Consider the following 11,858-nt stretch of genomic DNA (forward strand, 5'->3'; position numbering starts at 1 on the left):
CAGGCGGCACCGCCCCCGCCGCCGGTCACCGCCGCGCCGGAGACTCCGCCGCCGGCCCCGCGGCCGACACCGTCGCCGACGCCCACGCCGACCCCGACGCCGTCCCCCACGCCGACGCCGTCGCCCACGCCGTCCCCGAAGCCCGTCAAGCGGGTGCCTCCGCCGGCCCCGTCGCCCAGGCCGACGCCGTCGCCCACACCGTCCCCGACGCCGACGCCGACCGTGACGCCGACGCCGTCCCCGTCACCCACTCCGTCGGTGGTGGCGGTGGCGAAGCAGTTCTGGCTGGACGAGGTGCCGCTGGACCGGGGCCACCGGGCCGCGGCCGGCACTCCGACCATCCGCGGCGGCGGACAGGTCGTCCAGCGGCCCTCGGCCTGGCTGCACGGCACCCGCTACCAGCACGTGCTGGCGGCCCGGGTGCCGTCCCGGGTGACGGTCGACCTGAACCGCCCCTGCCGCTCCTTCGACGCCGTCGCGGGGCTGGACGACTTCGGCGTCACGTACGGCGAGGTGGTGTTCTCGGTGCAGGGCGGCGACGGCCGGGTGCTGTGGAGCTCCCCGCCGATGTCCCCGGACGACCGGCCGGTCCCGGTGCACGTCGAGCTGGACGGCCAGACGTCCATCCGCCTGGTGGTCACCCCGGTCCGCGGCTCGGTGCCGGTGGTCGACCTGGCGGACTGGGCGCAGGCCCGGCTGACCTGCTGAACCGCTGCGCCGAGGCGAGACCGGGGGCGCGGGGAACTGCGCGCAGCAGGAGGAGCACGTCAGCGTGGTCGCGAGATGGTGCAAGCTCTCGTCCTGCGTCGCGATCCGGCTGCGCGTGCTCGGCTGCCCGCGCAGTTCCCCGCGCCCCCGGTTTCGCGTTCGCGGGTCTCAGACCGCGCAGGTGCCGTCCTCGCAGGTGGCCGCGGGCGGGGCGAGCGGGGTGATCCGCTTGGCGGTCTCGGCCTCGACCTGGCGGAGGACCTGGAGGAAGGTCTCGGCCTCCTGGCCGCCCTGGACGGCCCACTGGCCCTCGAAGACGAAGGTGGGGACGGCGGTGACGCCGATGGCGCGGGCTTCGGCGAGGGCGGCGCGGGTCTCGGCCTCGCCCTCGTTCCCGGCCAGGTAGGCGGCGGCGCGGTCGCGGTCGATGCCGGTCTCGGCGGCGAGGTCGGCGAGCGCCTCGGTGTCGCCGACGTCGACGCCCTCGGAGAAGTGGGCCTTGAGCAGGCGCTCCTTGAGGGTGGCCTGGACGGCAGCGCCGTACTCGGTCTCGGCGAGGTGGAGCAGGCGGTGGGCGCGGAAGGTGTTGACCTCGACGGCGGCGTCGAAGTCGTAGTCGATGCCGATGCCCTTGCCGACCTCGGTGATCCGGGCGTCCATGGCGAGGGCCTGCGGGCCGTAGCGCTCGGTGAGCCACTCGCGGTGCGGGCGGGCCTGCTCGGGGGCGTCGGGGACGAGCTGGTAGGGGCGGTAGACCACCTCGACGCCGTCCTTGCCCTCGAACTGTCCGAGCGCCTGCTCGAAGCGCCGCTTGCCGACGTAGCACCAGGGGCAGGCGATGTCCGAGTAGATTTCGACCTTCATGGCGGGACGTGCTCCTGTCGGGGTCTGGGTGGGGCCGGACGGCCGTTCGACGGTAGGTGAACGCTCAACCATCCCCGGGCATTCCGGCCGTCCCCGCTCAGTCCCTGCTCAGGCCCAGCTCAAGCCCCGCCCGGCCCCGCCCGGCCCCGGCCCGGCCCCCGCTCAGTCCTCCTCGGCGGGGGGCGCGGGCACCACCAGCACCGGGCAGGTGGCGTGGTGCACGGCCGCGGTGCTGACCGAGCCGAGCAGCAGCCGGGAGAAGCCGCCGTTGCCGCGGGTGCCGACGACCAGGGTGTGCCGTCCCCCGGCGGCCCGGAGGAGGACGTCGATCACGTTGCCGAGGACGACGTGCAGGGTGAGCTGCCCGGCGTACGGGCGGGCGCGGGCGGACTGCACGGTGGCGACGGCCCGGCGCAGGCCGTCGGACATGCTCTCGATCAGCCGCTCGACGCTCTCCTGCACCAGGTCGGCCATGCCGGGCGGGTAGCCGGTCGGCGAGGGGTTGACCACGGCGAGGACGTGCAGCGGGAGGCGGTGCGCCTCGGCCTCGGTCATCGCCCGGTCGAGGGCCCACAGGGCGGCGTCCGAGCCGTCGCAACCGACCAGGACCGAGCTGCCGGGCGGCGGCGCGTCGTGGCTGACGGGAAGGGTGGCGGTCATGGCGCGTGCTCCGTACGGGGGTTGGGGGCTCCGACGCTAACCGGCGGGGGGCCGGCGGCGGCGCAGGCGCACCCGGGCGGTCAGGTTTCGATCGCGGTGCGGCGCGGCGCGGGCAGGCCGGTCCAGGAGGAGCCGGGGCGGCGGGCGGCCAGCCGGCGCAGCCAGAGTTCGACGGAGACCAGGTCGGCGAGGGCGGCGAGGGTGCCGGGCGGGGCGCTCTGCGCGGGGTCGGTGGCGGCGGCCAGGGTCTTGCGGGCGGCGGGGGCGTCGAGCAGTCCGGCCTCGGCGAGCAGCGGGCGGTCGAGCAGTTCGGTGAGCGCGGGCGCGGCGGCCCGCAGGCCCCGGCGGACGGGGTCGTACGGGTCGGGGCCCGGGGCGCGGCCCCAGTCGGCGGGCAGGTCGGTGCGGCCGGCGCCGGCCAGGACGGCGGCAAGCAGGGCGTGCCGGGCGCCGGGTTGCAGGCGCAGGTCGTCGGGGAGCAGCCGGGCGGCGCGGACGACCTGGTTGTCGAGGAAGGGGGCGTGCAGGCGCTGGCCGTGCTGTTCGGTGGCCTGCACCAGGGTGCGGTAGTGGGCGGCGTGCCGGTGCAGGGCGAGGCGGGCGCGGCGGGCGCCGGGGGGTTCGGTGGGGGCGCCGTCGCGGGCGGCGGTGCGCAGGTGCTGGGCGAGGGCGGCGAGCGGTTCGTCGGCGAGCAGGTGGGCGGCGGGGCCGGGGCGGTGCCAGGCGAGGTCGGCGGCCAGGGCGTGGCCCACCGTCCGCTTCTGCGCGGGTTCCTGACGGAGCGTCAGTTGGAGGGCCAGGTCGTCGAGGGCGTCGGCGTAGCGGGCGCGGGCCAGGCGGCGGGCGGCGCGCAGCACGGTGACGGGGGTGCGCAGGGTGCCGGTGAGGGCGCCGGCGGTGGCCCGGTCGGCGCCGGCCAGGGCGGCGAGCGGGGTGAGCAGGTCGAGGGAGCGGCCGGAGCGGACCAGGTCGGCGAGCCGGGCGGGGTGGCCGTCGAGGACCTGGCGGGCGCCGTGGCCGGTGAGGTGGTCGGCCCCGCCGGCCCGGTGCGCGGCGGCGTGCCGGGCGGCGTCGACCAGGGCGGGGCCGGGTTCGTCGGTGAGCGGCCCGGCCAGGGGGTCGGCGAGGTCGGCGTACGGGGCGACCGGCGGGACGACCAGGTGGCGCAGCCGGGGGGCGTGGACGGCGAGGGCGAGTCCTTCGGCGTCGCCGAGGGTGACGGCGGGCAGGGTCTCGGGCTCGGGGGGTTCGGCGCGGCGGGCCCAGGAGCCCTTGACGGCGCCGGTGCGGGCGGCGGACCGCTCGGGCCCGGTGCCGGCGCCGGGCCCGGGCGGCAGCGGGACGGCGGCGGCGAGCAGGGCGACGGTGGCGGAGGCGGTGCCGTAGGAGAGGTCGACGCCGAGCCGGGGCCGGTCGGCGGGCGCGGTGGCGCGGACCCGGCAGCGGACGGCCTCCAGCAGGGCGCGGGTGAGTTCGCGGACGGCGGGCGCCTCGGCGCGCTCCTCCCCCGGGTCGTCCAGGTACGAGGTGCGGTCGGCCCGCCCGCCCCGGATGCCCAGCGCGTGGCCGGGCGGGACGCGGCGCACGCCCCGGTAGGGGGTGCGGTCGCCGAGCGTCTCGGGGGTCTCGGGGGTGGCGAGCCGGGCGGCCAGGTGGGCGGTGTCGACGGGGGCGCCGACCAGGTCGGCGAGCGGGAGGGCGGCGGTGGCGTAGGCGGTGCCGCCGGCGAACGGGGTGTGGAAGACCGGTTGGGCGCCGGACAGGTCGGCGAGCAGGACGGTGGAGCGGGTGCCGGCGCGCAGCACGACGGTGTAGCTGCCGGGCCAGTGGGTGAGGTGGCGCAGCGCGCCGCCGCGGGCGGCGGCCAGACCGTCGGCGAGTTCGCGGTCGGTGGCGCCGCAGCGGCCGGCCACGGCCAGGCGCAGGGTGGCGGGGGTGTCCCGGTCGGCGCTGTCGGCCGGGTCGGCCGGGTCGAGGCCGCCGCGGACGGTGGCGGGGCCGCCGGGGCGGAGCACGGCGAGGCGCAGTTCGTCGGGGCGCCAGTCGCCGACCGCCCAGAGCGGGTTGGGCCCGCCCCAGAGCAGGGTGCCGGCCAGCGGTCGGACCGCGGCGAGGGCCGGGTCGGCGGCGCTCAGGCCGCTCCAGCCGGTGAGCCACCGCATCGCGCCTCCACCTGTGGTGCCGCGGCGCGCGGCGGAACCCGGGGCGGGCGTACGGGGTTGGCGCGCCGTCAGGAGACATCGTGCCACCGATGGGGCGGTTGAGCGCCAGGCTTTCGGGCACCTGGTGCGGCAGGACGCACGGACCGGGCCTCCCCCTCCGGGGCCCGGTCCGTGCGGGTCTCGAACTCCCGTCCGGGGCAAGGCCGGTGGCCGGGCCGGGCGGCGCGGGGACGGCCGCGGCCGCCACGGACCGGCCGAAGTTGGCCGAAAGCCGTCGCACGGCCCGGGAGGGCATCCGCATGCCCTCCCGGACGCGCAGCTGCCCGCGGGGAATTGAGGCAGCGTTTCCCCCGGCCCGCCGGGTCCTCGACGGCGGGCCGATCCACAGGCTTTAGCGAATCGCCCACCTGCCGCTGCGGCCAGGGAGCACGGGTGGCGCACGCGGGCACGGGACCGGAGCACGGGCGTCCGGCAACTGCGGCCGGGCACCGGCCGGGCGTCCGGGCGCCCGCCGTGGACGCGGTGCGTTCCCGCCAACCGGAATGCAGCCTCTTAACCCTCGGAACGCGGGCGACTACGCTAGGTGCAAGCAATCCGCCGGCGTACCCCGCCACCGCGGCTCGCCGCCATCCGCGCACGACTCCGCGCACGACGTCGCCAGGGGGTGCCACCGCCACCATGACCGTCAGCTCACGAGGGCCGAACGACCGGCTCGGGGCACTCCTCGCACTCGCCCAGATCAGCAACGCCGGACTCGCCCGCCGGGTCAACGACCTTGGTGCGCAACGGGGCCTGACGCTCCGTTACGACAAGACCTCGGTGGCCCGCTGGGTCACCAAGGGCATGGTCCCGCAGCGGCCGGTGCCGCACCTGATCGCCACCGCGCTCGGCAACAAGCTGGGCCGCCCCGTCCCGCTGGAGGAGATCGGCCTCGCCGACTCGCACCCCACGCCCGAACTCGGCCTGGAGTTCCCGCGCGAGGTGCCGGAGGCGGTCCGCTCCGCCACCGAGCTGTGGCGGGTCGACCTGGACCTGCGGCGCGGCCCCGGCGGCGGCCGGTGGAGCGACAGCCTGGCCGGCACCTTCTCGGTCGCCGCGTACGCCACCCCCGTCTCGCGCTGGCTGATCACGCCCGCCGACGGCTCGGTGGCCCGCGAGGCCGTCCCCGACCCGTCCGGCCGGGGGGCACCTCCCGGGCACCGGGGGCGGGTCGGGCACGCGGACGCCGCGAAGCTCCGCGAGGCCGCCCAGGAGGCCCGCCGCTGGGACTCCAAGTACGGCGGCGGCGACTGGCGCTCCTCGATGGTCCCCGAGTGCCTGCGGGTCGAGGCCGCCCCGCTGCTGCTCGCCTCGTACAGCGACGCGGTCGGCCGGGCGCTGTTCGGCGCCACCGCCGAACTGACCAGGCTGGCGGGCTGGATGGCCTTCGACACCGGCCAGCACGAGGCCGCCCAGCGCTACTACATCCAGGCCCTGCGGCTGGCCCGCGCCGCCGGGGACGTCCCGCTCGGCGGGTACGTGCTGGCCTCGATGAGCCTGCAGGCCGCCTACCGCTCCTTCCCCGACGAGGCCGTCGACCTCGCCCAGGCCGCCCTGGAGCGCAACCGGGGCCTGGCCACCGCCCGCACCATGAGCTTCTTCCACCTGGTCGAGGCCCGCGCCCACGCCAAGGCCGGCAACGCCGCCGCCTGCGGCACCGCGCTGGCCGCCGCCGAGACCGCCCTCGACCGGGCCCGCCCCGGCGACCCGGACCCGACCTGGATCGACTTCTTCGCCTACGACCGCCTCGCCGCCGACGCCGCCGAGTGCTTCCGCGACCTCGGCGTCCCGTCGAAGGTCCGGCAGTTCACCCGCGAGGCGCTGGCCCGGCCCACCGAGGGCTACGTCCGCTCGCACGGCCTGCGGCTGGTGGTCTCCGCGATGGCCGAGGCCGAGGCGGGCGACCTGGACGCGGCGGTCGCCGCCGGGGAGCGGGCCGTCGAGGTCGCCGGGCGGATCTCCTCGCACCGCAGCCGCGAGTACATGGTCGAACTCCTGCGCCGCCTGGAGCCCTACCAGAACGAGCAGCGCGTCAAGGACCTGACCGAACGCGCCCGCCTGGTCCTGGCCGCTTCGCCGACGTGACCCGTTCCCGGCCCCGCCGTGGCACCATCCCACCGGAGCGGTCTCACACAACCGAGGGGTGGCGGGATTGAAGCACGACGTCCAGGTGGTGGTGGTCGGCGGCGGCATCGTCGGACTGTCCACCGCGTACGCCCTCACCCGCGAGCACCCCGGCACCGGCGTCACCGTGCTGGAGAAGGAGGGCGCCCCCGCCGCCCACCAGACCGGCCGCAACAGCGGGGTGATCCACAGCGGCGTCTACTACCGGCCCGGCTCGCTCAAGGCCCGGTACGCCACCGGCGGGGCCCGCGAGATGGTCGCGTTCTGCCGCGAGCAGGGCATCGCGCACGAGGTCACCGGCAAGCTGATCGTCGCCACCGACCCCGCCGAACTCCCCCGCCTCGCCGCGCTCGCCGAACGCGGCCGGGCCAACGGCATCCCGCTCACCGAACTCGACCCGGCCGGCATCCGGGCGCACGAACCCGAGGTCACCGGCATCGCCGGCCTCCACCTGGCCACCACCGGCATCTGCGACTACCCCGAGGTGGCCCGCCGCTACGCCGCCCTCGCGGGCGAGGCCGGGGCCGAACTCCGCCTGAACACCCCCGTCCTGGGCATCGCCCGGCGCGCGGACGGCGTCACCGTCACCACCGCGCACGGCGAGATCCGCTGCGCGGTGCTGGTCAACTGCGCCGGGCTGCACAGCGACCGGATCGCCCGGCTGGCCGGCGACGACCCGGGGGTGCGGATCGTCCCGTTCCGCGGCGAGTACTACGAACTGGCGCCCGAACGGCGGTCGCTGGTGCGCGGGCTGGTCTACCCCGTCCCCGACCCCGCCTTCCCGTTCCTCGGCGTGCACCTCACCCGGGGCATCCACGGCGACGTCCACGTCGGCCCCAACGCGGTGCCCGCGCTGGCCCGCGAGGGCTACGACTGGCGCACCCTGAACGTCCGCGACCTCGCCGAGACGGTGCGCTTCCCCGGCACCTGGACGATCGCCCGCCGGCACTGGCGCTACGAACTCGGCGAACTCCACCGCTCGCTCTCCAAGCGCGCCTTCACCACCGCCGTCCGCCGCCTGCTGCCCGCCGTCGCCGAGGCCGACCTCGTCCCCGCCACCGCCGGCGTCCGCGCCCAGGCCGTCGCCCGGGACGGCACCCTCCTCGACGACTTCGCCTTCGCCGGCTTCGACCCGGCCGACCCGCGCTCCCCCCGCCGACTGGTCCACGTCCTCAACGCCCCCTCCCCGGCGGCGACGGCCTCGCTCGGCATCGGCCGCGAAGTCGCCCGCCGGGCGGTGGCGGCGCTACGGGCGGAGTGAGAACGAGGCCCGCCGCGCTCGGCGGGACGGTGCGGAGCCGGAGGGCTCGGCGGGGTGGTGCGGAAACGGGCGCGCGGGGAACTGTGCGCAGTGGGTCTCCTCACGGCCTCGGGTTCCCGCCCCCGGGGCTCGCGGGGGCTCCCTTAGACTGGTGCGATTGTGACCTCCTCCGCCCCCAGCACCCAGTTGTCCGCGTCGGCCCGGCTCTCCGCCGCCCCGGCGGCGTACCCCGCGCCGATGTACCCGCACAAGGCCACCGAGGCCCAGCACCGCGAGCAGCGGATCCGGAGTTTCCAGCCGCGCCGCGGCCGGATGACCAAGGCGCAGGCGGGCGCACTGGACCGCGGTTGGGAGCGGTTCGGGCTGGCCATCGACGGGACCCCGCTGGACCTGCCGGTGCTGTTCGGGGGCCGTCCGGTGACGCTGGAGATCGGCTTCGGGATGGGCGACACCACGGCCGCGATGGCCGCCGCGGACCCGTCCGCGGGGATCCTCGCGGCGGACGTGCACACCCCGGGCCACGGCAACCTGCTGCAGTTCCTGGAGCGGGACGGCTCGGAGAACGTCCGGCTCGCGGCGGGCGACGCGGTGATCCTGCTGCGCGACATGCTGCCGGACGCCTCGCTGGCGGGTCTGCGGGTGTACTTCCCGGACCCGTGGCCGAAGCCGAAGCACCACAAGCGCCGGCTCGTCCAGTCCTCGTTCCTGGACCTGGTGCTGCCCCGGCTGGCCCCGGGCGCGCTGGTGCACTGCGCGACCGACTGGGAGCCGTACGCGGAGCAGATGCTGGCGGTGCTGGGGGCCTCGCCGGAGCTGGAGAACCTGCACCCGGAGGGTGACGGTTCGGGCTGGCTGGAGCCGGCGGAGCACCCGGCGGGCAGCGTGCCCGGGTACGCGCCGCGGCCCGACTGGCGTCCGGTGACGAAGTTCGAGCGGGCCGGCCTGGCCAAGGGCCACGTGGTGCACGACCTGCTGTTCCGCCGCCGCTGACCCCGCGGGTGGCCCCGCGGGCCGGGCGGGGCCGCTCAGGCGGTGGCCTTGCCCGCGGCGACCAGCGCGCCGAGCGCCGTCCGCTGGACGTGGGCGAGCAGGACGACCGTCACCGTGCCCATCACCAGCGCGAACAGGACGTGCCCGAGGGCGGTGCTCACCGCCGTGCCGAGCAGGCCGAGCACCAGGTGGCTGCCCAGTCGCAGGCCGACCAGGCCGAGGGCGACCTTGCGGGTGCCCTTGCCGCGCCACAGCAGCTTGGCGAGCTTGAGCCGGCGGCGCATCAGGGTCAGCGAGACGCCGAGGTTGAGGACCGCCAGGGCGACCAGCGCGGGCCAGGCCGAGGGGGCGGCGCGCAGCAGGTCGAAGGCCCCGGCCAGGGCGCCCTCGAAGCCGAAGAACCAGACCGGCAGCCGCATCTCGGCCACGCTCGGCTTCTCCGCCGCCCCCGGCACCTCCGGCGCCTCGGGCCGCGGTTCGGCCTCGGGCCGCAATTCGGCTGCGGGCCGCAGTTCGGCTTCGGCGGGCGCCTGCCCGGTGCGGACGGTCGTCGTGATCGCGGTGATCGTGGTGCCGCTCATGGTGTCTCCCCCGTTGTCGTCCCCGCCCCCGGGGCTCCCCCGCGGTGGTCACCACTGTGCCCGCCGGGGCCGGTCCCACCCCAGGAACTGCCGTCACCGGCTCGACATGACGGATGTCACGGGTCCGCGGGCGCGGTGGGGGCGGTTCCGTTCCGCTGACGATCGGTCACCCTGCGAGTACGTATTGTTCCGACCCCTCCCCCGGAGAGAGGGGGTTCGCCTACGCTGCTGCAGGTGAGCAGTCCGCCCAGCGGCAAGCCGTCCCCCGGCCTGCCCGTGGTGGCCACGGCCGCCGATTCCCCGTCCCCCACCGGCTTTCGGTCGCTCCCCGGACCGACCGCGCGCCGGTCCGGCGGGCTGCTTCCGGGTCGGCCGCCGCGCCGCCCGGCGCTGAGCGGGCGGATCCCGGGCCAGCAGAGCGGCCCGGCCCCGGTGCCGAGCGCGGCACCGGTGCCGGCACCGGTCGAGGCGCCGGCGTTGTGGCGGCGGTTGTGGCCGCTGCGCCGCCCGGCGCTGTCCTCGGCGCTGGCGGCACTGGCGCTGGCGGGTTCGGGGGTGCTGATCCTGCGCCTGGTGCAGCGGCAGACCGGGACGACGGGGCTGCTGGTGGGGCTGGGCCTGGCGCTGCTGCCGCTGCCGTTCGTGCTGGGGGCGCTGGCCTGGCTGAACCGGACGGCGCGGGTGCCGGTCCGGCACACCCTGTTCTGCCTGGCCTGGGGGGCGTGCGCCGCGACCACGGTGGCGATCCTGGCGAACGGCTGGGCCAGTGACTTCCTGGTGGCCCACCGGGGTGCGCGCGGGGAGACGCTGGGTGCCGAGTTCGCGACGCCGCTGATCGAGGAGGTGGCGAAGGGGTCGGCGCTGCTGGTGCTGCTGCTGCCGTTGCGGCGGCGGCACCGCTGCGAGGAGGGCCGCCCGTGCGGCCGGTGGCGGCGCCTGCTGTGGCACCGCCCCGGCACCGGCCGCCCCGCGCACTTCCGCCCGGCCCCGGCGGGCCGCCAGCGGGCCCGGTCCAGCCCGCGCACCCTGGCGGCGGGGACGGTGCTGGGCGGGGCGACGGCCTGCGGCTTCGCGTTCACCGAGAACGCGCTGTACCTGGGGCGGGCGTTCACCGCGGACCAGCAGGCCCGGCTGGACGCGATCGGCCTCGGCGAGACCCCGAGCCTGCGGGACTTCGACGGGACGGTGCACACCTTCGTCCTGCGGGCGCTGCTCTCGCCGTTCGCCCACCCGCTGTTCACCGCGCTGACCGGGCTGGGCCTCGCCCTCACCCTGACCACCGGCCGGCGCTGGCTGGCCCGGCTGGGCGCGCCACTGGGCCTGCTGCTGGCGATGGGCCTGCACGGGGTGTGGAACGCCGCCGCCGGGCTCGGCACGGACGGCTTCCTGCTGGTGTACGGCCTGGTGATGGTGCCGTGCTTCGCCGCCCTGGTCTGCTTCGCGGTGTGGGCGCAGACCCGGCGCACCCGGCAGCCGAGCCGTCCGGGCTGAGCCGGGCGGCCCGGTCGCCCAGGTCGTCCGGGTCGGTCTGGTCGGTCTGGTCGGTCTGGTCGCCCTGGTCGGAAATGGATTTCCCTTTCCGGCGGGGCTCACGTAGAGTCGTGTTCACCGACGCGGGGTGGAGCAGCTCGGTAGCTCGCTGGGCTCATAACCCAGAGGTCGCAGGTTCAAATCCTGTCCCCGCTACTCAGTAGCACGAAGGCCCGGAGGCACCAGCCTCCGGGCCTTCGCCGTGTCCGGGCCGCCTCTCATCCCTCCCGGTCGAGCCCCTCTCCGTCAACCTCCCGTGGGCGGGGCCGAAGGCGGTCGGCCGGTCCGAGGCCGGGCGGGTCTCGCCGCGGTCGCCGGTGCCGAGCGGCAACAGCTCACGTCCGATCGTCCGGCCCCGGCCCTGGGCCCCGGCCGGCGAAGCGGTCCTCCTCGGCGGCGGCGTGCGTGCGGACCGGGCCGGTCGCCTCGGACTCCGCGCGCAGGGCCTGCTCGACCGTCCCCGGCTCGGGCCAGTGCGGACGGTGCTCGGCCTGCCGGCGGGGGAAGTCCTCGCTCAGCAGGCGCGGGTCGGCCGGCTTGAGCCGCAGTTGCGGCCGCTCGTCGGCCCACCAGACCTCGAACTCGACCTCGTCGCCCTCGCGCGGCCAGCGTTCCGCGTCCAGCGGCAGCAGCAGGACGTCGACGAAGCCGCCGACGGGCAGGCCGACGTCGACGAAGACCCCGATCGCTCCCGGGCGCGGGACGGCCGTCACCGTTCCCCTGAGCCGCTGGCCGAACCGCAGCCCGCGGCGGATCTCGGCCCACTCCGCGTGGTTCACCATCCGGGCATCCTGGCAGCCGGGCGCCGCGGTGGGACGTGCGCCCCCGCGAGTGGGGTAGGGTGGTGTTCACCGACGCGGGGTGGAGCAGCTCGGTAGCTCGCTGGGCTCATAACCCAGAGGTCGCAGGTTCAAATCCTGTCCCCGCTACTCAGTAGCA

Annotated in this window: 11 protein-coding genes and 2 tRNA genes; 7 read left to right on the forward strand and 6 right to left on the reverse strand. The window is 76.9% G+C overall.

Translation table 11 applies throughout. From position 1 onward, the window contains the following. Positions 1 to 251: hypothetical protein (locus ACFUEL_RS24040; RefSeq protein ID WP_380238816.1), on the reverse strand; the 251-nt coding region annotated here is incomplete at its 3' end. 16 nt (positions 252 to 267) lie between these two features. Here ACFUEL_RS24040 and ACFUEL_RS24045 point away from each other — a divergent pair. Then, positions 268 to 708 (forward strand): NPCBM/NEW2 domain-containing protein, encoded by a 441-nt coding sequence (locus tag ACFUEL_RS24045; protein WP_380238817.1) that lies wholly within the window; start codon positions 268 to 270, stop codon positions 706 to 708. A gap of 168 nt (positions 709 to 876) precedes the next feature. Here ACFUEL_RS24045 and ACFUEL_RS24050 read toward each other — a convergent pair whose 3' ends face one another. From ACFUEL_RS24050 to ACFUEL_RS24060, 3 genes are all read right to left on the reverse strand, one after another. Continuing rightward, positions 877 to 1,572, reverse strand: coding sequence for a DsbA family oxidoreductase (locus ACFUEL_RS24050; RefSeq protein WP_380238818.1), 696 nt, complete (start codon positions 1,570 to 1,572; stop codon positions 877 to 879). Between the two features lie 162 nt (positions 1,573 to 1,734). Then, on the reverse strand, positions 1,735 to 2,232 hold the full coding sequence (locus tag ACFUEL_RS24055) for a universal stress protein (RefSeq protein ID WP_380238819.1): 498 nt from the start codon (positions 2,230 to 2,232) through the stop codon (positions 1,735 to 1,737). Between the two features lie 80 nt (positions 2,233 to 2,312). Next, positions 2,313 to 4,394 carry an asparagine synthase-related protein gene (locus tag ACFUEL_RS24060; protein WP_380238820.1) on the reverse strand — a complete coding sequence of 694 codons (2,082 nt, stop codon included), beginning with the start codon at positions 4,392 to 4,394 and terminating at the stop codon, positions 2,313 to 2,315. A 678-nt stretch (positions 4,395 to 5,072) separates the two neighbouring features. On the opposite strand from ACFUEL_RS24060, the gene ACFUEL_RS24065 reads away from it, so the two are divergent. The 3 genes from ACFUEL_RS24065 to trmB all read left to right on the forward strand — a co-directional run bounded on the left by ACFUEL_RS24065 (position 5,073) and on the right by trmB (position 8,808). Continuing rightward, on the forward strand, positions 5,073 to 6,518 hold the full coding sequence (locus ACFUEL_RS24065) for an MFS transporter (protein ID WP_380238821.1): 1,446 nt from the start codon (positions 5,073 to 5,075) through the stop codon (positions 6,516 to 6,518). 67 nt (positions 6,519 to 6,585) lie between these two features. Beyond that, positions 6,586 to 7,818 carry an L-2-hydroxyglutarate oxidase gene (lhgO, locus tag ACFUEL_RS24070; protein WP_380238826.1) on the forward strand — a complete coding sequence of 411 codons (1,233 nt, stop codon included), beginning with the start codon at positions 6,586 to 6,588 and terminating at the stop codon, positions 7,816 to 7,818. A gap of 159 nt (positions 7,819 to 7,977) precedes the next feature. After that, on the forward strand, positions 7,978 to 8,808 hold the full coding sequence (trmB, locus tag ACFUEL_RS24075; protein ID WP_380238822.1) for a tRNA (guanosine(46)-N7)-methyltransferase TrmB: 831 nt from the start codon (positions 7,978 to 7,980) through the stop codon (positions 8,806 to 8,808). Positions 8,809 to 8,843: 35 nt separating this feature from the next. On the opposite strand, the gene ACFUEL_RS24080 is transcribed toward trmB, so the two are convergent. After that, a complete protein-coding gene (locus tag ACFUEL_RS24080; RefSeq protein WP_380238823.1) occupies positions 8,844 to 9,389 on the reverse strand; it encodes a hypothetical protein in 546 nt (181 codons plus the stop codon). A gap of 234 nt (positions 9,390 to 9,623) precedes the next feature. On the opposite strand from ACFUEL_RS24080, the gene ACFUEL_RS24085 reads away from it, so the two are divergent. Then, positions 9,624 to 10,880: a PrsW family intramembrane metalloprotease gene (locus ACFUEL_RS24085; RefSeq protein ID WP_380238824.1), complete on the forward strand. Its 1,257-nt coding sequence runs from the start codon at positions 9,624 to 9,626 to the stop codon at positions 10,878 to 10,880. 121 nt (positions 10,881 to 11,001) lie between these two features. Further along, positions 11,002 to 11,075, forward strand: a tRNA-Met gene (locus ACFUEL_RS24090). Between the two features lie 179 nt (positions 11,076 to 11,254). On the opposite strand, the gene ACFUEL_RS24095 is transcribed toward ACFUEL_RS24090, so the two are convergent. Beyond that, positions 11,255 to 11,701, reverse strand: coding sequence for a hypothetical protein (locus ACFUEL_RS24095; protein WP_380238825.1), 447 nt, complete (start codon positions 11,699 to 11,701; stop codon positions 11,255 to 11,257). Between the two features lie 73 nt (positions 11,702 to 11,774). Here ACFUEL_RS24095 and ACFUEL_RS24100 point away from each other — a divergent pair. After that, positions 11,775 to 11,848 (forward strand) — tRNA-Met (locus ACFUEL_RS24100). The last annotated feature ends 10 nt before the right edge of the window (positions 11,849 to 11,858 follow it).

The organism is Kitasatospora sp. NPDC057198 (assembly GCF_042670125.1).
Classification (GTDB): Bacteria; Actinomycetota; Actinomycetes; order Streptomycetales; family Streptomycetaceae; genus Kitasatospora.

Bases quoted from the DNA above. Each gene is read 5' to 3' on its own strand.
- ACFUEL_RS24050 (WP_380238818.1), bottom strand. From the start codon at position 1,572: ATGAAGGTCGAAATCTACTCGGACATCGCCTGCCCCTGGTGCTACGTC.
- ACFUEL_RS24055 (WP_380238819.1), bottom strand. From the start codon at position 2,232: ATGACCGCCACCCTTCCCGTCAGCCACGACGCGCCGCCGCCCGGCAGC.
- ACFUEL_RS24060 (WP_380238820.1), bottom strand. From the start codon at position 4,394: ATGCGGTGGCTCACCGGCTGGAGCGGCCTGAGCGCCGCCGACCCGGCC.
- ACFUEL_RS24065 (WP_380238821.1), top strand. From the start codon at position 5,073: ATGACCGTCAGCTCACGAGGGCCGAACGACCGGCTCGGGGCACTCCTC.
- ACFUEL_RS24080 (WP_380238823.1), bottom strand. From the start codon at position 9,389: ATGAGCGGCACCACGATCACCGCGATCACGACGACCGTCCGCACCGGG.
- ACFUEL_RS24095 (WP_380238825.1), bottom strand. From the start codon at position 11,701: ATGGTGAACCACGCGGAGTGGGCCGAGATCCGCCGCGGGCTGCGGTTC.